This is a genomic window from Streptomyces sp. NPDC002580, from assembly GCF_042889485.1.
In the GTDB taxonomy this organism is placed as follows: Bacteria; Actinomycetota; Actinomycetes; order Streptomycetales; family Streptomycetaceae; genus Streptomyces.
The window spans coordinates 1,160,589-1,183,086 of record NZ_JBIAQZ010000001.1 but is presented as its reverse complement, the minus strand read 5'-3'; the positions used below and the strand labels follow the sequence as shown (position 1 = coordinate 1,183,086).

Annotated in this window: 17 protein-coding genes; 7 read left to right on the top strand and 10 right to left on the bottom strand. The window is 73.1% G+C overall.

What is annotated here, in order from left to right:
* Positions 1 to 57: 57 nt before the first annotated feature.
* The 3 genes from ACFYW7_RS05070 to ACFYW7_RS05060 all read right to left on the bottom strand — a co-directional run bounded on the left by ACFYW7_RS05070 (position 58) and on the right by ACFYW7_RS05060 (position 7,263).
* Complete coding sequence (locus ACFYW7_RS05070; RefSeq protein ID WP_389497925.1) at positions 58 to 1,518, bottom strand: glutamate synthase subunit beta; 1,461 nt, start codon at positions 1,516 to 1,518, stop codon at positions 58 to 60.
* On the bottom strand, positions 1,511 to 6,121 hold the full coding sequence (gene gltB, locus ACFYW7_RS05065) for a glutamate synthase large subunit (RefSeq protein WP_389497923.1): 4,611 nt from the start codon (positions 6,119 to 6,121) through the stop codon (positions 1,511 to 1,513). The genes ACFYW7_RS05070 and gltB overlap by 8 nt, the downstream gene beginning before the upstream one ends.
* A 410-nt stretch (positions 6,122 to 6,531) precedes the next feature.
* Entirely contained in the window at positions 6,532 to 7,263 is a 732-nt protein-coding gene (locus tag ACFYW7_RS05060; RefSeq protein ID WP_389497921.1) for a VIT1/CCC1 transporter family protein, read from the bottom strand.
* Positions 7,264 to 7,537: 274 nt separating this feature from the next.
* On the opposite strand from ACFYW7_RS05060, the gene ACFYW7_RS05055 reads away from it, so the two are divergent.
* From ACFYW7_RS05055 to ACFYW7_RS05025, 7 genes are all read left to right on the top strand, one after another.
* Positions 7,538 to 8,680 carry an ADP-ribosylglycohydrolase family protein gene (locus tag ACFYW7_RS05055; protein WP_389497919.1) on the top strand — a complete coding sequence of 381 codons (1,143 nt, stop codon included), beginning with the start codon at positions 7,538 to 7,540 and terminating at the stop codon, positions 8,678 to 8,680.
* A 299-nt stretch (positions 8,681 to 8,979) separates the two neighbouring features.
* Positions 8,980 to 10,407 carry an ADP-ribosylglycohydrolase family protein gene (locus tag ACFYW7_RS05050; protein WP_389497917.1) on the top strand — a complete coding sequence of 476 codons (1,428 nt, stop codon included), beginning with the start codon at positions 8,980 to 8,982 and terminating at the stop codon, positions 10,405 to 10,407.
* A gap of 7 nt (positions 10,408 to 10,414) precedes the next feature.
* The gene (locus ACFYW7_RS05045) at positions 10,415 to 11,584 is read left to right on the top strand and encodes an ADP-ribosylglycohydrolase family protein (RefSeq protein WP_389497915.1); all 1,170 of its coding nucleotides are present in this window, start codon (positions 10,415 to 10,417) and stop codon (positions 11,582 to 11,584) included.
* Positions 11,572 to 12,936, top strand: a complete 1,365-nt coding sequence (locus ACFYW7_RS05040; RefSeq protein ID WP_389497913.1) for an ADP-ribosylglycohydrolase family protein — start codon at positions 11,572 to 11,574, stop codon at positions 12,934 to 12,936. Before ACFYW7_RS05045 ends, ACFYW7_RS05040 begins: the two co-directional genes overlap by 13 nt.
* Complete coding sequence (gene rbsK / locus ACFYW7_RS05035; protein ID WP_389497911.1) at positions 12,933 to 13,826, top strand: ribokinase; 894 nt, start codon at positions 12,933 to 12,935, stop codon at positions 13,824 to 13,826. The genes ACFYW7_RS05040 and rbsK overlap by 4 nt, the downstream gene beginning before the upstream one ends.
* The gene (locus ACFYW7_RS05030; RefSeq protein ID WP_389497909.1) at positions 13,823 to 15,025 is read left to right on the top strand and encodes a CaiB/BaiF CoA transferase family protein; all 1,203 of its coding nucleotides are present in this window, start codon (positions 13,823 to 13,825) and stop codon (positions 15,023 to 15,025) included. The genes rbsK and ACFYW7_RS05030 overlap by 4 nt, the downstream gene beginning before the upstream one ends.
* Positions 15,022 to 15,861 carry an HpcH/HpaI aldolase/citrate lyase family protein gene (locus ACFYW7_RS05025; protein WP_389497907.1) on the top strand — a complete coding sequence of 280 codons (840 nt, stop codon included), beginning with the start codon at positions 15,022 to 15,024 and terminating at the stop codon, positions 15,859 to 15,861. Before ACFYW7_RS05030 ends, ACFYW7_RS05025 begins: the two co-directional genes overlap by 4 nt.
* Positions 15,862 to 15,960: 99 nt before the next feature.
* Here the strand turns inward: ACFYW7_RS05025 and lgt are convergent, their stop codons facing one another.
* The 7 genes from lgt to ACFYW7_RS04990 all read right to left on the bottom strand — a co-directional run bounded on the left by lgt (position 15,961) and on the right by ACFYW7_RS04990 (position 22,341).
* Positions 15,961 to 17,058 (bottom strand): prolipoprotein diacylglyceryl transferase, encoded by a 1,098-nt coding sequence (lgt, locus tag ACFYW7_RS05020; RefSeq protein WP_389497905.1) that lies wholly within the window; start codon positions 17,056 to 17,058, stop codon positions 15,961 to 15,963.
* A gap of 121 nt (positions 17,059 to 17,179) precedes the next feature.
* A complete protein-coding gene (locus ACFYW7_RS05015; RefSeq protein WP_389497903.1) occupies positions 17,180 to 17,956 on the bottom strand; it encodes a DsbA family protein in 777 nt (258 codons plus the stop codon).
* Positions 17,957 to 18,059: 103 nt separating this feature from the next.
* Positions 18,060 to 18,875 (bottom strand): tryptophan synthase subunit alpha, encoded by an 816-nt coding sequence (trpA, locus tag ACFYW7_RS05010; RefSeq protein ID WP_389497901.1) that lies wholly within the window; start codon positions 18,873 to 18,875, stop codon positions 18,060 to 18,062.
* Positions 18,872 to 20,164 carry a tryptophan synthase subunit beta gene (gene trpB / locus ACFYW7_RS05005; RefSeq protein ID WP_389497899.1) on the bottom strand — a complete coding sequence of 431 codons (1,293 nt, stop codon included), beginning with the start codon at positions 20,162 to 20,164 and terminating at the stop codon, positions 18,872 to 18,874. Before trpB ends, trpA begins: the two co-directional genes overlap by 4 nt.
* 256 nt (positions 20,165 to 20,420) lie before the next feature.
* Positions 20,421 to 20,615, bottom strand: coding sequence for a tryptophan biosynthesis modulator TrpM (trpM, locus tag ACFYW7_RS05000; protein ID WP_389498590.1), 195 nt, complete (start codon positions 20,613 to 20,615; stop codon positions 20,421 to 20,423).
* 271 nt (positions 20,616 to 20,886) lie between these two features.
* Entirely contained in the window at positions 20,887 to 21,696 is an 810-nt protein-coding gene (gene trpC / locus ACFYW7_RS04995; protein ID WP_356465822.1) for an indole-3-glycerol phosphate synthase TrpC, read from the bottom strand.
* A 192-nt stretch (positions 21,697 to 21,888) separates the two neighbouring features.
* Positions 21,889 to 22,341, bottom strand: coding sequence for a DUF2752 domain-containing protein (locus tag ACFYW7_RS04990; RefSeq protein WP_389497896.1), 453 nt, complete (start codon positions 22,339 to 22,341; stop codon positions 21,889 to 21,891).
* Positions 22,342 to 22,498 lie beyond the last annotated feature (157 nt).

The following is a 22,498-nucleotide window of genomic DNA, read 5'->3' as shown; positions in this document are numbered from 1 at the left end:
TTCCGTACGCCTTTGTACGGGACGTTCTGGGTGACCGTCAGGTCACGTTCGCGTGGGTCAGACCATCAGCGAACGGTCCGTCGGGCGGATCGGGGCCGGCAGGTCGCTCGCCCCGGTGAGGAAGCGGTCGACACCGCGGGCGGCCGAGCGGCCCTCCGCGATGGCCCAGACGATGAGGGACTGGCCGCGGCCCGCGTCACCGGCAACGTACACGCCGGGGACGTTGGTGGCGAACTCGGCGTCGCGGGCGATGTTGCCGCGCGCGTCGAGCTCCAGACCGAACTGGGAGACCACGCCGTTCTCGACGTCCGTGCCGGTGAAGCCCATGGCCAGCGTGACCAGCTGGGCGGGGATCTTGCGCTCCGTGCCCGGCTTCTGGTTCAGCTTGCCGCCGGTGAACTCGACCTCGACGAGGTGCAGCCACTGGACGTTGCCGTCCTCGTCGCCCTCGAAGTGGGTGGTGTTGACGGAGTAGACCCGCTCACCGCCCTCCTCGTGCGCGGAGGTGACCTTGTAGAGCATCGGGAACGTCGGCCAGGGCTGGCCCGGGTTCCGCTCCTCGCCCGGTCGCGGCATGATCTCCAGCTGCGTGACCGAGGCCGCGCCCTGGCGGTGGGCGGTGCCCACGCAGTCCGCGCCGGTGTCGCCGCCGCCGATGACCACGACGTGCTTGCCCTCGGCGGTGATCGGGGGCGCCACGAAGTCGCCCTCCTGCACCTTGTTGGCCAGCGGCAGGTACTCCATGGCCTGGTGGACGCCGTTCAGCTCCCGCCCGGGGACGGGCAGGTCACGGGCGGTCGTCGCGCCGGCGGCGATCACCACGGCGTCGTACCGCTTGCGCAGGTCCGTCGCCTTGAGGTCGCGGCCGATCTCGATGCCCGTGCGGAAGCGGGTGCCCTCCGCGCGCATCTGCTCGATGCGGCGGTTGATGTGCCGCTTCTCCATCTTGAACTCGGGGATGCCGTAGCGCAGCAGGCCGCCGACGCGGTCGGCCCGCTCGTACACGGCGACCGTGTGACCGGCCCGCGTGAGCTGCTGGGCGGCGGCGAGACCGGCGGGGCCGGACCCGATGACCGCGACCGTCTTGCCCGACAGGCGCTCGGGGATCTGCGGGGCGACGTCGCCCGTGTCCCACGCCTTGTCGATGATCGAGACCTCGACGTTCTTGATGGTCACGGCGGGCTGGTTGATACCGAGCACACACGCCGACTCGCACGGGGCGGGGCAGAGCCGGCCCGTGAACTCCGGGAAGTTGTTCGTGGCGTGCAGTCGCTCGGAGGCGGCCTGCCAGTCCTCGCGGTACGCGTAGTCGTTCCACTCGGGGATCAGGTTGCCCAGCGGACAGCCGTTGTGGCAGAACGGGATGCCGCAGTCCATGCAGCGCGAGGCCTGCTTGGAGATGATCGGGAGCAGCGAGCCCGGAACGTAGACCTCGTTCCAGTCCCTGAGGCGCTCCTCGACCGGCCGGGACCTGGCGACCTCACGGCCGTGGTTCAGAAAGCCCTTGGGATCAGCCATTGGTCGCCGCCTCCATCATCTTCTCGGTGATCTCGGACTCGGGGAGTCCGGCTCGCTCGGCGGCGTCCTTGGCGGCGAGCACTGCCTTGTAGGTGCTGGGAATGATCTTGCTGAAGCGGTCCACGGCGACGGGCCACTCGGCGAGCAGCTTCTCGGCGACCGTCGATCCGGTCTCCTCCGCGTGGCGGCGCACGACGTCGTGCAGCCACTGCTTGTCGGTGTCGTCGAGTTCCTCGACGGCGCTCGCGCTGGCGACGTTCACGTTGTCGGGGTCGAGGTCGATCACGTACGCGACACCGCCGGACATGCCGGCCGCGAAGTTGCGGCCGGTCTCGCCGAGGACGACCGCGTGACCGCCGGTCATGTACTCGCAGCCGTGGTCGCCCACGCCCTCGGAGACCACCGTCGCGCCGGAGTTGCGGACGCAGAAGCGCTCGCCGGTGCGGCCGCGCAGGAAGAGCTCGCCGCCCGTCGCGCCGTACGCGATGGTGTTGCCCGCGATGGTCGAGTACTCGGCGAGGTGGTCGGCGCCCCGGTCGGGGCGGACGATCACCCGGCCGCCGGAGAGGCCCTTGCCGACGTAGTCGTTGGCGTCGCCCTCCAGGCGCAGCGTGACGCCGCGCGGCAGGAAGGCGCCGAAGGACTGACCCGCCGAGCCGGTGAAGGTGATGTCGATGGTGTCGTCGGGCAGGCCCGCGCCGCCGAACTTCTTCGTGACCTCGTGGCCGAGCATGGTGCCGACCGTGCGGTTGATGTTGCGGATCGCGACCTGGGCGCGGACCGGCTGGGCGTCCGCCTGCGAGTCGGCGGCCAGCGCGTCGGCGGCCAGCTTGATCAGCTCGTTGTCGAGCGCCTTCTCCAGGCCGTGGTCCTGCTGGATGACCTGGTGCAGCGCGGCGCCCTCGGGCAGCTCGGGCACGTAGAAGAGCGGGGACAGGTCCAGTCCCTGCGCCTTCCAGTGGGTGACGGCCCGCTGCACGTCGAGGTTCTCGGCGTGGCCGACGGCCTCCTCGATGGTGCGGAAGCCGAGCTCGGCGAGGATCTCGCGGACCTCTTCGGCGATGAACTTGAAGAAGTTCACGATGTACTCGGCCTTGCCGGCGAACCGGTCGCGCAGCACCGGGTTCTGCGTGGCGATGCCGACCGGGCAGGTGTCCAGGTGGCAGACGCGCATCATGACGCAGCCGGAGACGACGAGCGGCGCGGTCGCGAAACCGAACTCCTCGGCGCCGAGCAGCGCGGCGATGACGACGTCGCGGCCGGTCTTGAGCTGGCCGTCGGTCTGGACGACGATGCGGTCGCGCAGGCCGTTGAGCAGCAGGGTCTGCTGGGTCTCGGCGAGGCCGAGCTCCCAGGGGCCGCCCGCGTGCTTGAGCGAGGTGAGCGGGGAGGCGCCCGTTCCGCCGTCGTGGCCGGAGATGAGGACGACGTCCGCGTGGGCCTTGGACACACCGGCCGCGACCGTGCCGACGCCGACCTCGGAGACCAGCTTCACGTGGATGCGGGCCTGCGGGTTGGCGTTCTTGAGGTCGTGGATCAGCTGAGCCAGGTCCTCGATGGAGTAGATGTCGTGGTGCGGCGGCGGGGAGATGAGACCGACACCCGGGGTCGAGTGACGGGTCTTGGCGACCCACGGGTAGACCTTGTGGCCGGGCAGCTGGCCGCCCTCGCCGGGCTTGGCGCCCTGGGCCATCTTGATCTGGATGTCGTCGGCGTTGACGAGGTACTCGCTGGTGACGCCGAAGCGGCCGGAGGCGACCTGCTTGATCGACGAACGGCGCGCCGGGTCGTACAGCCGGTCCGCGTCCTCGCCGCCCTCACCGGTGTTGGACTTGCCGCCCAGCTGGTTCATGGCGATGGCGAGGGTTTCGTGCGCCTCCTTGGAGATGGAGCCGTACGACATGGCGCCGGTGGAGAAGCGCTTGACGATCTCGGAGACCGGCTCGACCTCGTCGACGGAGATCGAGGGGCGGTCCGAGGTGAAGCCGAACAGGCCGCGGAGCGTCATCAGGCGCTCGGACTGCTCGTTCACGCGGTCCGTGTACTGCTTGAAGATCTCGTAGTTGCCGGAGCGCGTGGAGTGCTGGAGGCGGAAGACCGTCTCGGGGTCGAACAGGTGGGGCTCGCCCTCGCGACGCCACTGGTACTCGCCCCCTATGTCCAGGGCGCGGTGGGCGGGCGCGATGCCGGAGGCCGGGTAGGCCTTGGCGTGCCGGGCGGCGACCTCCTTGGCGACGATGTCGAGTCCGGCGCCGCCGATCTTGGTGGCCGTGCCGTTGAAGTACTTCTCGACGAAGGCCTTCTCCAGGCCGACGGCCTCGAAGACCTGGGCGCCGCGGTAGGAGGCGACGGTCGAGATGCCCATCTTGGACATGACCTTCAGGACGCCCTTGCCGAGCGCGTAGATCAGGTTGCGGATGGCCTGTTCGGCCTCGATGCCCGTCAGGAAGGTGCCGGCGCGGACGAGGTCCTCGACGGACTCCATGGCCAGGTAGGGGTTGACCGCGGCGGCGCCGAAGCCGATGAGCAGGGCGACGTGGTGGACCTCGCGGACGTCCCCGGCCTCGACCAGCAGGCCCACCTGGGTGCGCTGCTTGGTGCGGATGAGGTGGTGGTGGACGGCCGCGGTGAGCAGCAGCGAGGGGATCGGCGCGTGCTCGGCGTCGGAGTGGCGGTCCGACAGGACGATCAGGCGGGCGCCGTTCTCGATGGCGGCGTCGGCCTCGGCGTAGATCTCCTCGATGCGGGCGGCGAGGGAGTCGCCGCCGCCGGAGACCCGGTACAGGCCGGACAGGGTCGCGGCCTTCATGCCGGGCATGTCGCCGTCGGCGTTGATGTGGATGAGCTTGGCCAGCTCGTCGTTGTCGATCACCGGGAAGGGCAGGGTGACGCTGCGACAGGAGGCGGCCGTCGGCTCCAGCAGGTTGCTCGCCGGGCCGAGGGAGGAGCGCAGGGAGGTGACCAGCTCTTCGCGGATCGCGTCCAGCGGCGGGTTGGTGACCTGGGCGAACAGCTGGGTGAAGTAGTCGAAGAGGAGGCGCGGGCGCGCGGACAGGGCCGCGATCGGCGAGTCCGTGCCCATGGAGCCGAGCGGCTCACCGGCGGTCTTGGCCATCGGCGCCAGGATGATCCGCAGCTCTTCCTCGGTGTAGCCGAAGGTCTGCTGGCGGCGGGTGACCGAGGCGTGGGTGTGCACGATGTGCTCACGCTCGGGGAGGTCGGAGAGCTCGATCTCGCCGGCTTCCAGCCACTCGGCGTAGGGCTTCTCGGCGGCGAGGCCGGCCTTGATCTCGTCGTCCTCGATGATGCGGTGCTCGACGGTGTCGACGAGGAACATCTTGCCGGGCTGGAGGCGGCCCTTGCGGACGACCTTGGCGGGGTCGATGTCGAGGACGCCGACCTCGGAGCCGAGGACGACGAGGCCCTCGTCGGTGACCCAGTAGCGGCCGGGGCGCAGTCCGTTGCGGTCGAGGACCGCGCCGACCTGGGTGCCGTCGGTGAAGGTGACGCAGGCCGGGCCGTCCCAGGGCTCCATCATCGTGGAGTGGAACTGGTAGAAGGCGCGCCGGGCCGGGTCCATGGAGTCGTGGTTCTCCCACGCCTCCGGGATCATCATGAGCACGGAGTGCGGGAGCGAACGGCCGCCGAGGTGCAGGAGTTCGAGCACCTCGTCGAAGGAGGCCGAGTCGGAGGCGTCGGGGGTGCAGACGGGGAAGATCCGCTGCAGCTTGTCGTTGTCCCCGTTGCCGGCGGAGCCGAACAGGTCCGAGGCGAGCTGGGACTCGCGGGCGACCATCCAGTTGCGGTTGCCCTTGACCGTGTTGATCTCGCCGTTGTGCGCGACGAAGCGGTACGGGTGGGCGAGCGGCCAGCTCGGGAAGGTGTTGGTGGAGAACCGGGAGTGCACGAGCGCGATCGCGGAGGCGAAGCGGCGGTCGGACAGGTCCGGGAAGAAGGGCTCCAGCTGGCCGGTGGTCAGCATGCCCTTGTAGACGATGGTCCGCGCGGACAGCGACGGGAAGTAGACCCCGGCCTCACGCTCGGCGCGCTTGCGCAGCACGAACGCGGTGCGGTCGAGGGCGATGCCCTCGCTGCTGCCGTCGCCGACGAAGATCTGCCGGAAGGCCGGCATCGTCGAACGGGCGGTGGCGCCGAGGAGTTCGGGGGCGACCGGGACCTCGCGCCAGCCGAGGACGGTGAGGCCCTCTTCGGCGGCGATCGTCTCGATGTGCGAGACGGCGTCGGCCAGTCCGTCCTCGGGGAGGAAGGCGATGCCCACCGCGTACGCGCCGGCCGCGGGAAGTTCGAATCCGGCCACCTCACGGAAGAAGGCGTCCGGGACCTGGGAGAGGATGCCCGCGCCGTCGCCCGAGTCGGGCTCGGAGCCGGTGGCACCGCGGTGCTCCAGGTTGCGCAGGACGGTGAGCGCCTGCTCGACGAGCGCGTGGCTCGCCTCGCCGGTGAGAGTGGCCACGAAGCCGACGCCGCAGGCGTCGTGCTCGTTGCGGGGGTCGTACATACCCTGCGCAGCAGGGCGAGCATCCATGAAGGACCACTTCTGGTCGTTCGTGGAGTGCTGGGACGGCTCGCGCGGCGTACGCATCGGCTCTCCCGTCGTCGTCGGGGCGGGGGGTCCCTCCCAGGCGCTTGCGGCTCAGGGGGGAGACATCTGCCGAGGGACGACGTTGGCCCTCTGTTGGTGCAAAATTTCGTGCAGGTTACATGATGGAACGGTTCTCGAAAACCGGATACCGCGTTCCAGCATGCGGACACCACGGAGTAGCGGCGGGGGTGCCGCGCACGGCGGCGGAAGGTTCGAGACCTCATTGGGGACCTAAGCGGACAGATCGATGACCGTCGGTCCGGTTCGCGGCAGGTTTCGTGACGCGCCACGAGAAGTGCGGAGCAGGCGTCATTGCCTGCGGCGCTTACGGCTCATGCCCAGCGGTCAAGGAATCGAAACCGCCGAGTAACAATTACTTATGCGGATCCCCGCATAGGTGCTCGACCCCGTCATCCTACGGCCGCGCCGAACAGACTGCCGAGGGCGTACGTCACACCCGCCGCGGCACCGCCGAGAAGGAGCTGCCGCAGCCCGCTGAACCACCAGGACCTCGCGGTCACCTTCGCCACGACGGCACCGCACGCGAAGAGTCCGAGCATCGCGAGCAGCAGCGCCGGCCACAGCGCGGTCGCGCCCAGCAGGTACGGGAGTACGGGGAGCAGGGCGCCCAGCGCGAACGAGCCGAAGCTGGACACGGCGGCGACGGCCGGGGAGGGCAGGTCGCCGGGGTCTATGCCGAGTTCCTCGCGGGCGTGGATCTCCAGGGCCTGTTCGGGGTCGCGGGAGAGCTGCCGGGCGACCTCCCTGGCCAGTCCGGCCTCGACCCCGCGGGCCTCGTACAGCTCGGCCAGCTCGCGCTCCTCGTCCTTGGGGTGCTTGCGCAGTTCCCGGCGCTCGACGTCGAGTTCCGCCTCGACGAGCTCGCGCTGCGAGGCGACGGAGGTGTACTCGCCGGCGGCCATGGAGAAGGCCCCGGCGGCGAGGCCGGCGAGTCCGGTGATGACGATCGTCTGCTGGGAGACGGAGCCGGCGGCCACACCGGTCATCAGGGCGAGGTTGGAGACCAGACCGTCCATGGCACCGAACACCGCCGGCCGCAGCCATCCGCCGTTCACATCGCGGTGGGTGTGGTTGTCGCGGTGCGCCACGTGCAGCGTCGCCTCGGTCTCGATGATCGCCATGCCGGTCCCCCAGAGTGCTTGATTGGACTGCTTCCACTTTTCGACGACTATGAAAGTACGCCTCCGCATTCCCCGCTGCCAGCAAGGAAAGGCTGAGCTAACCTGCGGTTTTACCCCGTGACGCTCATCCGTGGCATGTCATGCACATATGTCGACCGGGTGACAGTGAGGCCCGTGAGGCTCTTGTCAACCGCCAAGGTGGGACAGATCCGCAAAGGGTTCCGCGCGCGCCGCATTCCGCGCACCGGCAGGAGCCCCGAGAGGAGAGGCCCGTATGGCTTCCATCGCCTGCATTCCCTCCGCCCCGGCACCCGGGAGCGCCGCCGGTCTCCGCGACCGGGCGCGCGGCGCACTGCTCGGACTGGCCGTCGGGGACGCGCTGGGCGCACCGGCCGAGAACATGAGGCCGTCGGAGATCCGCGCCAAGTGGGGCCGGATCACCGGGTACGTCGCCGAGCATCCGGCCGGCACGGACGACACCGAGTACGCGATCTTCTCGGGACTGCTGCTGGCCCGGCACGGCTCGGCGCTGACGGTGGCGCACGTGGAGTCGGCCTGGCACCAGTGGATCGCGGACCTCGACGAGGGGCCGTTCCGCGGGGCCGGTTTCAGCGAGCGCGGCACGCTGGAGAACCTCCGCCGGGGGCTCGCGGCCCCCGTCTCCGCCCAGCACCGGCACGCGTGGAGCGACGGTCTGGCCATGCGCGCGGCCCCCTTCGGCGTCTTCGCGGCCGGCCGGCCCTCCGAGGCGGCCCGGCTCGTGGCGATCGACGGCTCGGTGAGTCACGAGGGCGAGGGCATCTACGGGGGCCAGGCGGTCGCGGCGGGGGTCGCCTCGGCGATGGCCGGCGCTCCCCCCATCGCCGTCGTCGCCTCCGCCCTGGCCGTGATTCCGGACGACTCCTGGACGGCCCGCTCCCTGCGCCGCGCGGTCGCGGTCGCCCACCGCGGCGAACGGGCGGTGCGCTCCGCGGTGGTCATCGGCGGCTATCCGTGGACCGACCTGGCCCCCGAGGCCGTGGCCCTCGCCTTCGGCGCGTACGCGGCGGCGGACGGGGCGTTCGCCGAGTCGGTCCTGACCGCGGTGAACATGGGCCGCGACGCCGACACGACGGCCGCGGTGGCCGGGGCGCTGGCGGGCGCGACCCGGGGCGCCGCCGCGATCCCGGCCGACTGGGCGGCGGCCATCGGACCGGCCCGCGGCAGCTGTCTCCCCTCCATGGAGGGCCACCACGTCCTGGACGTGGCGGAGCTGCTCACGCCGGAGGACGGGGAGAAGTGGCGAGCCGCCACCGGCGGCCCACCCGTCCCGTCCCTGGACAGCGTCGCGGTTCCCGCCCCGGACGCGTTCGTCCTCTGCGACCTCTCCGACGCGGACCTGTACGAGCGGGCCGCCGACGGTGAGGTGCGGCCGTGAGACCCGGACCGGCCGGGAACGCACCCGGCGCGCGGACGGGCGGGGGCACGACGCCGGCGCCACCCGCCGAAGGGCCGCGCCGGACACCACCGGCCGGGGCGGCCGCACCCACGTACCCCGTGGCGGCGGCTCGCGACGCCGGCCCGGCAGCACCCGCCGAGGACCCGGCCCCCGCCTCCCCTCGTCCCGTATCGGTGCCCGCGGGTCCCGCCACGCGCGCGGCCACGGCCCCGCCCGCCGCCACGGCGGCACTCCCCCCGGCGGCACCCCCCGCCGCACTCACCGAAGGGACCGCCCCGATGCCGTCCGCCGGGACGACGCGACCCACCACACCAGCCGTGGACGCCGCCCCGGCGTCCCCCGGTCCCGCGTCGAAGCCGGGGCGGCTCGGCCGTACGGCCACGCCGGTGGCGTTCGACCTCACGGCGCGGCCGGGCGCGCTCGACCTCGCGCCGGGGCCGGGGCAGCCCGGCCCGGCGGCCCGGTCGGCGACCCGGCCCGCGGCCGGTGTCCACCGGGCCCCGGCCGTGGACGACGACGGCCAGGCGTCCGCCCGGCAACGGGGTCCCTCGGCGGACGCCGGGACGCCCCGGCGGATCGAGGGACTGCTGCTAGGACTGGCCGCCGGAGACGCCGCCGGCTGGCCCGCCGCCCGGCACCGGGCCGCGCGGATGCCCGAGTGGACGCGGCGGCTGACCCGGGAGCTGGACACCTTCGCGGAGCAGAACGCGACGACGACGCTGCCCGTGCCGATCGCGCTGAACCAGCCCCCCGAGCCGCTGCGGCTCGGCCCCTCGGACGACGCCGAGTGGGCGGCGTTCGCCGCGGAGGCCGTGCTGCGCGCCGGAGAGAGCGCTGCCCTCGGCGACCTCAGCCGCGAGCGCGGGCTGCGCGCGTCCATCGACCTGTCCTGGAACGCCGTCGCCTGCGAGGTCGCCGCCGCCGCGGACCGCGTCCCCGAGGTCGAGTCCGCCCTGCTCCCGCTGCGCGCCCGGATCTCGGTGCGCGCCGGACTCGGCAACCTGGCCACCGGTCTGCGCCCGCCCGCCACCGGCCACGACAACCCCCACTACTTCGACGACGCGGCCTGCGTACGGGCCTGCGTGCTGGCCGTGGCCCACCCGGGAGACCCCCGACCCGCCGCGGAACTCGCCGAGTTCGACGCCCGCTACACGCAGGACGGCGACGGGGTGCACGGCGCCCGTGCCATGGCCGCCGCCGTGGCGCTGGCCCTCGCCGGGCACCCGGTCGAGGCCTGCGTGGACGCCGCCCTGGCCGAGCTGCCCGCCGCGACGGAGATCGGCCGCAACGCACGCCACGCCCTCTCCCTGGCCCGGGACAGCGAGAGCACCTTTGCCCTGGTCCCCCTGCTGGAGCACCAGATCGTCGACCACGTCTACAGCTACGGCATCGCGGCGGCCGAGACGGTTCCCGTCGCCCTGGCCCTGGCCCTGGCCGCCTGCGGCCGGATCGCCGAGGCGGTGCCCGCAGCCGCGTGCCTGTCCCGGGTCGCCGACTCCGCGCCCGCCCTGGCCGGGGCGCTCACCGGGGCGCTCGGTGGCGCCGCCGCGATCCCCGGCCCCTGGCGCGACGCCTGCCGCACGCTGTCCGGCTGCGCGCTGCCCCGGCTGACCGGCACGGATCTCGTCGGGCTCGCCGAACTCCTGGAGGCGACGGGACGCGCCGACCGGCGCGATTCCCCGGAACTGGCCGCCCCAGAGGGATGATTCGGGCATGACGCCCAAAGGAGAAGGAACGGGAACCCTCGACGAACGGATCACCGGAGCCCTCGTCGGAGCCGCCGTCGGCGACGCCCTCGGCGGCCCCGTCGAGGGGTACTCCCCCGAGCAGATCACCGAACGTCACGGCGGTCGCGTACGCGGCGTCGTCGGCCCCTGGAACGGCGACGCCTGGTCCACCGCCCGCCCCATCGCCCCGTACCACAAGGGTGACGGGCACGTCACCGACGACACCCTGATGACCCATGCGCTGGTACGGGTGTACGCGCGGGTCCGCGACCACCTGGACGCCTACGCGGTCGCCGAGCACCTCGTCCCCGACCTGATGACGACCCCCCGCTGGATCCCGGAACTGGAGGCCGAGGCCCTCCCGCTCCAGCGGATCTTCCTCGCCGAGAAGTGGCTGGTCGCCCGGATCCACTACGGCCACGTGGACCCCCGGGAGGCCGGCGCGGGCAACATCGTCAACTGCGGTGCCGCGATGTACATGGCCCCGGTCGGCCTCGTCAACGCGGCGAACCCGGCGGGCGCGTACGCCGAGGCCCTCGACGTCGCGGGCGCCCACCAGTCCTCGTACGGCCGTGAGGCCGCGGGCGTCTTCGCGGCGGCGGTGGCGGCGGCCTGCTCGCCCGGGGCGACCCCCGACTCCGTCGTCGGGGCCTGTCTGTCGCTGGCGAAGGACGGCACCCGCGCCGCGGTCGAGGCGGTCTGCGAAGTCGCTTCCCGGCACACGGACTTCGAGTCGGCGCTCGTCCCGCTGCGCCGTGCGGTGGCCCCGTACGACACGGTCGGCCCCGACTACCGTTCCCCCTCCCTGGGCGCCCGGCGGCCCTCCCGTCTCCACTCCATCGAGGAACTCCCCGTCGCGCTCGGCATGTTGCTCGTGGCGGGCGGCGACTTCCGGCACGCGGTCCTCGGCTCGGTCAACTACGGCCGCGACTGCGACTCCATCGCCACCATGGCCGGCGCCCTCGCCGGGGCGCTGGGCTCCGAGGTCCCGCACGAGTGGGCCAAGACCGTGGCCGAGTCCAGCCGCCTGGACCTGGACGCCCCGGCGCATACGCTCGCCGAGGTGACCCGGGAGATCTTCGAGCGCGACGTCCACCGCCGCCGGGCCCACGAGGCGGCGTACGCCGCGCTGGCGGGACCGCCGTGCTCCGACTGACGTGGGTCCAGCCCGAGGACCTCCTCGGCCACGAGCTGCGCCAGGCCGCCCAGGACGGCCGCGACGCCGCTCCCCTCGCCGCCCGCTGGCACGCGGCCGGCGGCCGTCCGGCCCCGCTCCGCGCGGGTGCGTCGGCGACCCCGGCCTCACCGTCCCTGCGCCGGCTGGCGGTCCGTCTCCTCGACGAACTCGCGGCCCTGCCACGCGAGTCGGCCGACGACGAGCCGACCGATCTGGCACTGATCAAGGCCGGCTGCCCCGACTGGCCGCGCCCCCGGTACGCGCCCGTGCCCGCTCCCGCGCCGGCCCGCCTGGAAGCGGCCTGGCTCGGCCGGGCCGTAGGCTGCCTGCTGGGGAAACCCGTCGAGAAACTCCCGCTCGACGGGATCCGGGCACTCGCCCGCGCCACGGGCAACTGGCCCCTGCGCACCTGGTTCACCGCGCGGGGCGTACCCCAAGACCTCCTGGACGCCCACCCCTGGAACCGCCGCTCCGCCGCCACCTCCCTGGCCGAGAACATCGACGGCATGCCGGAGGACGACGACCTCAACTACCCGCTCCTGAACCTGCTGTTGCTCCAGCGGCACGGCAGGCGCTTCAGCACCGCGGACGTCGCCGGCCTGTGGCTGGACGAACTTCCCGCGGGCCGCACCTTCACCGCGGAGCGCGTCGCCTACCGCAATCTCCTCAGCGGCGTCGAACCGCCGGACACCGCCGTCCGTCACAACCCCTTCCGCGAATGGATCGGCGCGCTGATCCGCGCGGACCTGCACGGCTGGACCAACCCGGGCGACCCGGCCGGGGCCGCGGAGCAGGCCTACCGGGACGCCACCCTCACCCACACCGCCAACGGTGTCTACGCGGCGATGTTCACCGCGGCGGCCATCGCCGAGGCGGCCACCGGGGCCGGCGACGTCCACGCCTGCCTGCGCACCGGTCTGGCCGTCGTCCCGGCCGGCTCCCGGCTGGCCCGAGCCGTCCGCCACGCCGTACGGCTCGCCCGTACGACACCGGACTTCGCGACCGTCGTCGACGAACTGCACGCCACCCACCGCGCCTACCACTGGGTGCACGCGATCCCCAACACCGCGCTGATCGCCGCCGCGCTCACCCACGCGGACGGGGACTTCGGCGGCTCGGTCTGCCGTGCGGTGTCCGGCGGCCTGGACACCGACTCGAACGGCGCGTGCGCCGGAAGCATCGCGGGCCTGCTCGCGTGCGACCCCGCGAGCCTGCCCGACCGCTGGACGAGCCCCCTCAAGAACCGGCTCGCCACCTCCGTCGCCGGTTTCGACGGCATCGGCTTCGACGCCCTCGCCCACCTCACACACCGGGAGACCGTTCGCCCATGACGCACATCGCCGTGCTCGGCAGCACGAACATGGACCTCGTCGCGTATGTCGCCAAAGCCCCGCAGCGCGGAGAGACCGTGACGGGCCGGGAGTTCCGCACGATCCCCGGCGGCAAGGGCGCCAACCAGGCGGTGGCCGCCGCGCACGCGGGCGCCGACGTCTCGCTGGTCGGCGCGGTGGGCGCCGACCCCTTCGGCAGTCAACTCCGTTCCACGCTGGAGCACTTCGGCGTGAACACCGACCATCTGCGCACCACCGAGGGCCCGTCGGGCACCGCGCACATCGTGGTGGACGACGAGGGCGGCAACGCGATCGTCGTCATCCCCGGTGCCAACGGCACCGTCACCTCCCTCGCCCCCGGTGACGAGGGCCTCGTCGCGAGCGCCGACGCGCTCCTCCTCCAGCTCGAGATCCCGCTCGAAGCCGTCCTCGCCGGAGCGGAGGCCGCGCGCCGGCACGGCGTCCGGACGATCCTGACCCCGGCCCCCGCGCGGTTCCTGCCGCCTCATCTCCTCTCCACCATCGATCTGCTGGTGCCCAACCAGCACGAGGCCGCCGCGCTCACCGGCCTCACCAACCCGCGCGAAGCGGCCGCCGCGCTGCTCGAACAGGTCCCGGAGGTCATCGTCACCCTGGGCGCCGAGGGCAGCCTGTACGCGGCCCGGGGAGCCGAACCCCTCACCGTGCCCGCGCCCAGGGTGACGGCCGTCGACACCACCGGCGCGGGCGACACCTTCGTCGGCACCCTCGCGGTGGCGCTCGCCGAGGGGCGGGAGATGCCGGAGGCGCTGGCCTGGGCGTCGCGGGCGGCCGCCATGTCGGTCCAGCGGCCCGGGGCGACGTCCTCGATGCCGTACCGCTCCGAGATCGACGCCCAGGCCGGCTCATGAGCGGGCACACCGGGACCGGGCCCCTCGGCGGCCTGCGCGTCCTCGACCTCGCGACCCTGTTCGCGGGGCCGCTCGCCGCCACCATGCTCGGCGACTTCGGCGCCGAGGTCGTCAAGATCGAGCACCCCTCACAGCCGGACCCGTCCCGGGGACACGGTCCCTCGAAGGACGGAATCGGCCTGTGGTGGAAGCTCCTCGGCCGCAACAAGCGCACCATCACGCTCGACCTGTCGAAGCGCGGCGGCCGGTCGACGCTGCTCCGGCTCGCCGCCGAGGCCGACGTGATCATCGAGAACTTCCGGCCGGGCACGCTGGAGAAGTGGGACCTGGGCTGGGAGGAACTGTCCGCGGCCAACCCCCGGCTGGTCCTCACCCGGGTCACCGGGTTCGGCCAGTTCGGCCCGTACGCGCACCGCCCCGGCTTCGGCACGCTCGCGGAGGCGATGAGCGGCTTCGCGGCGATCACCGGCGAACCGGACGCGCCGCCGGTCCTCCCCCCGTTCGGCCTGGCCGACTCGATCGCCGGACTGGCGACGGCGTACGCCGTCATGACCGCGCTCGCCGCCCGGGACCGCACGGGCGAGGGCCAGGTGGTCGACATGGCGATCATCGAGCCGATCCTGACCGTCCTCGGCCCGCAGCCGATCTGGTACGACCAGCTGGGCCACGTCCAGCCCCGCACCGGCAACCGGTCGGCGAACAACGCGCCCCGCAACACCTATCGGACGGCGGACGGCTCCTGGGTCGCCGTCTCCACCTCCGCCCAGTCGATCGCCGAGCGGGTGATGCGGCTCGTCGGCCGCCCGGACGTGATCGACGAGCCGTGGTTCGCGACCGGCGCGGACCGGGCCCGCCACGCGGACGTCCTGGACGGCGCGGTCGGCGCGTGGATCGCCGAGCGCACCCGGGACGAGGTGCTCGCCGCGTTCGAGAAGGCGGAGGCGGCGGCCGCCCCGATCCAGGACGTCCGGGACGTCATGACGGACCCGCAGTACCAGGCCCTGGACACGGTCACCACGATCGACGACCCCGAACTGGGTCCGCTGCGCATGCAGAACGTCCTCTTCCGGCTCTCCGCCACGCCCGGCGCGATCCACTGGGCGGGCCGCCCGCACGGCGCGGACACCGACTCCGTCCTCACCGAACTCGGCCTGACGGGAACCGAGATCGAGGCGCTGAGAGCGGAGGGCGCGCTGTGACCGCGGACCTCCTGCCGCTCACCTGGCTGTACGTGCCCGGCGACCGTCCCGAGGTGGTGGCCAAGGCCCTCGTCTCCGGTGCGGACGTCGTCCTCGTCGACCTGGAGGACGCGGTCGCCCCGCACCGCAAGGAGTACGCCCGCGGCGCCACCGCCGACCTCCTCGCCGAACCGCCGCCCGTCCCGGTGCACGTCCGGGTCAACTTCCTCGACGGCCCCTTCGCCGACGCCGACCTGAAGACGCTCTCGCCGCTCCCCGGCCTGTCCGGCCTGCGGCTGCCGAAGGTGACCTCAGGCTCCGACGTCGTGCGGGTGGCGGAGAGCGCGACCCCGGCGGAGGGCCGCTCGATCCCGCTCTACGCCCTGCTGGAGACGGCCCTGGGCGTGGAGCAGGCGTTCGCCATCGCCTCCTCCCATCACGCCCTGCGCGGTATCGCGCTCGGCGAGACGGACCTGCGGGCCGATCTCGGCATCCGCGGCGAGGCGGGTCTGGACTGGTCCCGGGCCCGCCTGATCGTGGCCGCCCGGGCGGCCGGACTGCCCCCACCGGTCCAGTCGGTCTACCCCGACATCCGCGATGTGGAGGGGCTGGCCTCGTCCTGCGCGCACGGCCGCGCCCTCGGCTTCCTCGGACGCGCGGCCATCCACCCCCGCCAGCTCCCCATCATCGAGCGGGCCTACCTCCCGACCCCGGCCGAGGTGGACTCCGCCGAGGCCGTCATCGAGGCGGCCGCCAGCGATCCGGGCGCCCAGGCCCTGCCGGACGGCCGCTTCGTGGACGCGGCGGTGGTCACCGGCGCCCGCCGCACCCTCGCCCTCGCCCAGCGCCTGGCCTGAGGCGGAGCGAACGGCCCGGGCCCGGTTCCCCGGACCCGGGCAGCACGAAGGGGGCGCCGCGTCCTGGACGCGGCGCCCCCTTCGGCGTACGGAGGGGCCTCAGCCCTTCTTGGCCGATCCGGCCTCGTCCCGGGCCGGGGACCCGGTGTCCGTGCCCTTGTCCGACTCCGGTCCGGACTCCGTCCCGGACGCGGACTCGGCGGACTCGGTGACGGCCGGCTTGTCGAGGCCGACGGAGTCCCCGTCGGTCCCGCCCTCGCCCTTGGCGCCGTCCTTGGCCTCGGTCCCGTCGGCCGCGTTCTCGGCGTCCTCGGACTTCTCCGACTTGTCCTCGGCCTTGTCGGAGGCGGTCTCGTCGCCCTCGGCGGGGGTGTCCCCGTCGGTGTCGGGCTCCACGATCTCCTCGCGCCCCGGACGCGACCGGGCCGAGAGCACGATGTAGAGCACCGCCAGGAGGAAGACCACGAGAGCGGTCCAGCAGTTCAGACGCAGGCCCAGGATGTGGTGCGCGTCGTCGACGCGCATGTACTCGATCCAGAACCGGCCGACGCAGTACGCGGCGACGTAGAGCGCGAACGCGCGACCGTGGCCGAGCTTGAAGCGGCGGTCGGCCCAGATGACCAGGAAACCGACGCCGACGCACCACAGGGACTCGTACAGGAACGTCGGGTGGTAGTAGCCGGGGACGCGCCCGTCCGTGGCGGACGTGATGTGCAGCGCCCACGGAAGGTCCGTGGCCTTGCCGTACAGCTCCTGGTTGAACCAGTTGCCCCAGCGGCCGATCGCCTGCGCGAAGGCGATGCCGGGCGCGACGGCGTCGGCCCACGCGGGCAGCGGGATGCCCCGGCGGCGGCACCCGATCCAGGCACCCAGGGCACCCAGCGCGATCGCGCCCCAGATGCCGAGCCCGCCCTCCCAGATCTTGAAGGCGTCCACCCAGTCGCGGCCCTCGCTGAAGTACAGCTCGTAGTCCGTGATCACGTGGTAGAGCCGGCCGCCGACGAGGCCGAAGGGCACGGCCCAGACCGCGATGTCGGCCACCGTGCCGGTCCGCCCTCCCCGGGCGATCCAGCGCTTGTTTCCGAGCCAGACGGCTACGAAGACGCCGATGATGATGCAGAACGCGTAGCCGCGCAACGGGATGGGGCCGAGGTGCAGCACACCGTGCGACGGGCTGGGAATGTAGGCAAGTTCCATGGCAGGGTCGACGCTACCGTGCCGGACACCCCCTGCGGCGGGCGGCCCCGCAACGGGTCCATAACGTGCGGCGCCCCCGGGACCCGTCGACGGGCGGGGGGCGCCGGGGCCCACGGGCGGTTCAGCCCTTGTTGGCCGCCTCCACCATCTGCTTGAGCTTGGCGGGGGTCATCGACTGGTCCCCGTAGATGTTCTTGCCGTCCAGGAGGACGGCCGGTGTGCCCGTGAAGCCGCCGCTCTGGAACGCGGCGTTCGACTTCGCGACCCAGGAGTCGTGGGTGCCGTCGTTGACGCACGCGCGGAAGGCCGGGGTGTCCAGTCCCTCGACCTTGCCGGCGAGCTCGATGAGCTTGGCGTTGTCGGCGAAGGCGTCGTCGGTCTCCTTCGGCTGGTTCTCGAACAGCACGTCGTGGTACGCGGGGAACTTCCCGACGTCCTGGGCGCACGCCGCGGCGTTGGCGGACCTGAGGGAGCCGCTGCCGCCCATGTTCCCGTCGATCAGCGTGACGAGGTGGTACTCGGCCTTCAGCTGTCCGGAGTCGACCAGCTCCTGGATCGTCGGGCGGTAGGCCGTCTCGAAGGCCTGGCAGGCCGGGCAGCGGAAGTCCTCCCACACCGTGAGAGTCGACCTGGCGCTGTCCTTGCCGACGGGGATCGCGAGGCTGTCCTTGCCCGTGGCGCCCGAGGGCGACACCACCGGACCCGCGGTGTCGCTCTTCTCGTCCTTGCCTGCGTTGGCGGCGACCACGCCGATCACGGCCGCCAGGCCGAGGACGCAGATCACCGACGCCCCCACGATCAGCGCGCGCCGGCGCTTCTCCCCGGCCTTCTGCTTCTCTCGCTCGACCGCCAGCCGCTCGCGGGCGCTGCGCTTTCCGTCACGGTTCTTCTCGCTCACATCCGGCAGAACGAACCGGGGAGGCGCAGAGCGCCTCCCCGGTCCAAGGTCCACTCGTTCGAGTGAGCGGATTGTCCGTTACGTGCGGGTGTGCGCGACGGCGTTACGCCGTTCCGCGCACACCCTTCGCGAGATCGCCCGCGAGCGCCCGTACGGCTTCGAGCCCGGCCGCCTCGTCCGGGGCGTCCAGCATCCGCTTGACGAAGGCCGAACCGACGATCACACCGTCGGCGAAGCCGGCCACCTCCGCGGCCTGGGCGGCGCTGGAGACCCCGAGGCCGACACAGACGGGCAGGTCGGTGGTGGCCTTGGTCCGCGCCACCAGGTCCTGAGCCTGCTCCCCGACCGACGCCCGGGTGCCGGTGACCCCCATGAGCGAGGCCGCGTACACGAAGCCGCTGCCCGCCGCGGTGATCTCGGCGAGCCGGGCGTCCCTGCTGCTGGGCGCGACGACGAAGACGGTCGCGAGACCGTGCTTCTCGGCGTGCTCCCTCCACAGCGCCGACTCCTGGACGGGCAGGTCGGGCAGGATGCAGCCCGCGCCGCCGGCCTCGGCGAGCTCGGCGGTGAAGCGCTCGACGCCGTAGCGGTCGATCGGGTTCCAGTACGTCATCACGAGCACGGGCTTGCCGGTGGCGGCGAAGCCCTCCCGGACGGTCCGCATCACGTCCGCGATCCTGACCCCGCCGCGCAGGGCGATGTCGTCGGCGGTCTGGATGACGGGTCCGTCCAGGACCGGGTCGCTGTGCGGCAGCCCGACCTCGACGACGTCCGCACCGCCGTCGAAGACGGCCTTGACGGCGGCGATGCCGCCGTCGACGGTCGGGAACCCGGCCGGCAGGTAGGCGATGAGGGCGGACCTGCCCTCCGACTTCGCCGCGGCGAGGGTGTCGCTCAACAGCTGGATGTTGCCGCTCACTTGGCGTCCCCCTCGATCTCGGCGTTCTCGCTGCCGGCGTCCGCGGGGACGACGGCGTCGGCGCCCTCCTCGTACAGGCCGAAGTAGCGGGCGGCCGTGTCCATGTCCTTGTCGCCGCGTCCGGACAGGTTGACCACGATCAGCCCGTCCTCGCCCAGCTCCTTGCCGATCTCCAGGGCCCCGGCGAGCGCGTGGGCGCTCTCGATGGCCGGGATGATGCCCTCCGTGCGGGAGAGCAGCCGCAGGGCCCGCATCGCCGCGTCGTCGGTGACCGCGCGGTACTCGGCCCGGCCGCTGTCCTTGAGGTAGGAGTGCTCGGGGCCGATGCCGGGGTAGTCGAGTCCGGCCGAGATCGAGTAGGGCTCGGTGATCTGGCCCTCGTCGTCCTGGAGGACGTACGACCGTGATCCGTGCAGGATGCCGGGCTCGCCCGCGGTCAGGGTCGCCGCGTGCTCGCCGGTCTCCACGCCGCGCCCGGCGGGTTCGCAGCCGATCAGGCGCACGTCGCTGTCGGGGATGAAGGCGTGGAAGAGGCCGATGGCGTTGGAACCGCCGCCGACACAGGCGACGGCGGCGTCGGGCAGCCGGCCGGCCCGCTCCAGGATCTGCCGCCTGGCCTCGACGCCGATGACCCGGTGGAAGTCGCGGACCATGGCGGGGAAGGGGTGCGGGCCCGCGACGGTCCCGAAGAGGTAGTGGGTACGGTCGACGTTGGCGACCCAGTCGCGGAACGCCTCGTTGATGGCGTCCTTGAGGGTGCGGGAGCCGGACTTCACGGCGACGACCTCGGCGCCGAGCATGCGCATCCGGGCCACGTTCAGGGCCTGGCGCTGGGTGTCGATCTCGCCCATGTAGATGGTGCACTCGAGGCCGAAGAGCGCGCAGGCGGTGGCCGTGGCGACGCCGTGCTGGCCGGCGCCGGTCTCCGCGATGACCCGGGTCTTGCCCATGCGCCGGGTGAGCAGTGCCTGGCCGAGCACGTTGTTGATCTTGTGCGAGCCGGTGTGGTTGAGGTCCTCGCGCTTGAGGAAGATCCGCGCGCCGCCGGCGTGTCCGGCGAAGCGCGGCACCTCGGTGAGGGAGCTCGGGCGTCCGGTGTAGTGGACGAGCAGGTCGTCGAGCTCACGGGCGAACTCGGGGTCGGCCTTCGCCTTGTCGTACTCGACGGCGACCTCGTCCACGGCGGCGACCAGCGCCTCCGGGATGAACTTGCCGCCGAACGCGCCGAAGTAGCCCTCGGCGCTGGGGACTTGACCCTCGGGGTCGGGAATGAAGAACTCGCTGGGCATACGGATACCTCGCAGGGGCGACAGCCCCGGTTACGGGATCGGACAGGGGTCACGGCGGCTGGCGCACGTGCGCTCCCGCGTCACCGACGAACCGGTCGGTGACGCCGTCCGCCCTCCCGCCGCCACCCCGCCCGTGGTCACGACGGACGTGCCGTCGTGGGGCCGGGGGCGCCGGAGTCCGGCCGGGTCCGGGTGCGGGGTGGTACGGCCGGGTCCACGTGGGGCGTGGACCGGCTCGGTCCACCCGCGAGGTGGATCAGGCCGGGGAGGGCGCGAGCGCGCGTACGCGCCCGGGCCATCGCATGCCGTTGACCTGACCCGGCTCGTCGCCGATGACGTAACGGACCCGGCGCCCGTGCACCCGGCGTGCGGGTGCCCGGCAGCCGCGCGGCCGGCAGCCGCGGGCGAGGCGGGCGTAGGGGTCACGGGCCGCCGCGGGGACCGGGAGCACGGCGGCGGACGGCGCGCAGGGCCGTCCGGTGTACGCGTCCCCGGGAAGGGGTCGGGGGTGGGAGGGGTGCGGGCCCGGCGCGACGGGCGGCAGCGGGCTCCCGGTGTCCGTCCCCGTCACGGGTGAAGCGTCCCGGGGCGGCGGGACCGCCCCGGACGGACGCGGTACGGCCGAGGGCCGGGGGACCGACCCCGCGCGTGCCGCCGCGCCGTCCGGGCGAGCGCCCGGACGGGGTACGGCGGGGGCGAGGGTCGGGGCGGACACCGGCAGGTCAGTCCCGTCCGTGCCGCAGGGCCGGGTGGGCGCCCGCCGCGACCAGGTCGGAGACGGCGGTCTTGGGGTCACGGCCGGTGACGAGGGACTCGCCGACCAGGACCGCGTCGGCGCCGGCGTTGGCGTACGCGATGAGGTCGTGCGGACCGCGGACACCGGACTCGGCGATCTTGACGAGGTGGTCGGGGATCTCGGGGGCGACCCGCTCGAAGGTCGTGCGGTCGACCTTCAGCGTCTTGAGGTTGCGGGCGTTGACACCGATGATCTTCGCGCCGGCGTCCACCGCGCGCTCGACCTCGTCCTCGTCGTGCACCTCGACCAGCGGGGTGAGCCCGATGGACTCGGCCCGCTCGATGAGGGACTCCAGGGCGGGCTGGTCGAGGGCCGCGACGATGAGCAGTGCCAGGTCGGCGCCGTACGCGCGGGCCTCCCACAGCTGGTACGACGTGACGATGAAGTCCTTGCGCAGCACCGGGATGTCCACCCGCGCGCGGACGGCCTCCAGGTCGGCGAGCGAACCGCCGAAGCGGCGCTGTTCGGTGAGGACGGAGATGACGGCCGCGCCGCCCGCCTCGTAGTCGGCGGCCAGGGCCGCGGGGTCGGCGATCGCGGCGAGCGCGCCCTTGGACGGGCTGGACCGCTTGACCTCGCAGATGACCTTGACACCGTCACCGCGCAGTGCGGCCACGCCGTCCTTGGCCGCCGGAGCCTTCGCCGCGCGCTCCTTGAGCTCGTCGAGGCTGACGCGCGCCTGCCGCTCCGCGAGGTCGGCACGGACTCCGTCGATGATCTCGTCGAGCACACTCACGCGAGCGGCCCCCTTCCCTGCGGTGGACGGTTGAAGCGGTCGAGCGGACCCGGGTTCAACCGTCTCTGACGGATAACCCGGGTTCAACCGTCTCTGACGGATAAGTCGGGTCACTGCGATGGTATCCGGAGGAAGGCGTAGCCCTCGCATCCGGTTGACGCCGGTCCCATTACCTGGACATTTGTCATTTGATCAAGGATGGAGCCAGCCGCCGGACGGCAGGTTCCGGACAACCGTGAAGACCAGCAGCAATGCGCCCGCGCTCCACAGCCGGACCGGTCCGAGGTCGAGCCGAAGGGGTCGTCCGCGGACCGCGCGGATCACCCAGACGGCCCACAGGACGGCGAAGAGCAGATAGCCGCCGACGGCGAGCGCGTTGTCCGTGAGCGCCGTGGCGAGGTCTCCGTGGGCGAAGGCGTGAGCGCTGCGCAGACCGCCGCAGCCGGGGCAGTACAGGCCCGTGACGCGCAGCAGCGGGCAGACCGGGTAGTGACCCGGCTCGTTGGGGTCGACGGCCGCGACGTACGCGAAGGCCCCGACCACGGCCGCGAGCACCCCGCCGGGAGCGCCGAGCCGCCGCACCACGGCACCGGCGCCGGGCCCGGTCCGCGTCACCCTCTGGGTTTCGGCGTTCACCCGACGCATTCTGCCCCTCTCGCGCGCGAGGCGCGCGCCCGGGTACGCGGAAGGGGGGCCCGGCCGGGGGCGGGGGCCCCCGCCGGGGAGCCCCGGGGGGGGGGGCGGCGGGCCCCCCCCGGGAGGCCCGGGGGGGGGGGCGCGCGGGGGCGGGGTGTGGGGGGGC

Bases quoted from the DNA above. Each gene is read 5' to 3' on its own strand.
- ACFYW7_RS05070 (WP_389497925.1), bottom strand. From the start codon at position 1,518: ATGGCTGATCCCAAGGGCTTTCTGAACCACGGCCGTGAGGTCGCCAGG.
- gltB (WP_389497923.1), bottom strand. From the start codon at position 6,121: ATGCGTACGCCGCGCGAGCCGTCCCAGCACTCCACGAACGACCAGAAG.
- ACFYW7_RS05060 (WP_389497921.1), bottom strand. From the start codon at position 7,263: ATGGCGATCATCGAGACCGAGGCGACGCTGCACGTGGCGCACCGCGAC.
- ACFYW7_RS05055 (WP_389497919.1), top strand. From the start codon at position 7,538: ATGGCTTCCATCGCCTGCATTCCCTCCGCCCCGGCACCCGGGAGCGCC.
- ACFYW7_RS05050 (WP_389497917.1), top strand. From the start codon at position 8,980: ATGCCGTCCGCCGGGACGACGCGACCCACCACACCAGCCGTGGACGCC.
- ACFYW7_RS05045 (WP_389497915.1), top strand. From the start codon at position 10,415: ATGACGCCCAAAGGAGAAGGAACGGGAACCCTCGACGAACGGATCACC.
- rbsK (WP_389497911.1), top strand. From the start codon at position 12,933: ATGACGCACATCGCCGTGCTCGGCAGCACGAACATGGACCTCGTCGCG.
- ACFYW7_RS05030 (WP_389497909.1), top strand. From the start codon at position 13,823: ATGAGCGGGCACACCGGGACCGGGCCCCTCGGCGGCCTGCGCGTCCTC.
- lgt (WP_389497905.1), bottom strand. From the start codon at position 17,058: ATGGAACTTGCCTACATTCCCAGCCCGTCGCACGGTGTGCTGCACCTC.
- trpB (WP_389497899.1), bottom strand. From the start codon at position 20,164: ATGCCCAGCGAGTTCTTCATTCCCGACCCCGAGGGTCAAGTCCCCAGC.
- ACFYW7_RS04990 (WP_389497896.1), bottom strand. From the start codon at position 22,341: ATGCGTCGGGTGAACGCCGAAACCCAGAGGGTGACGCGGACCGGGCCC.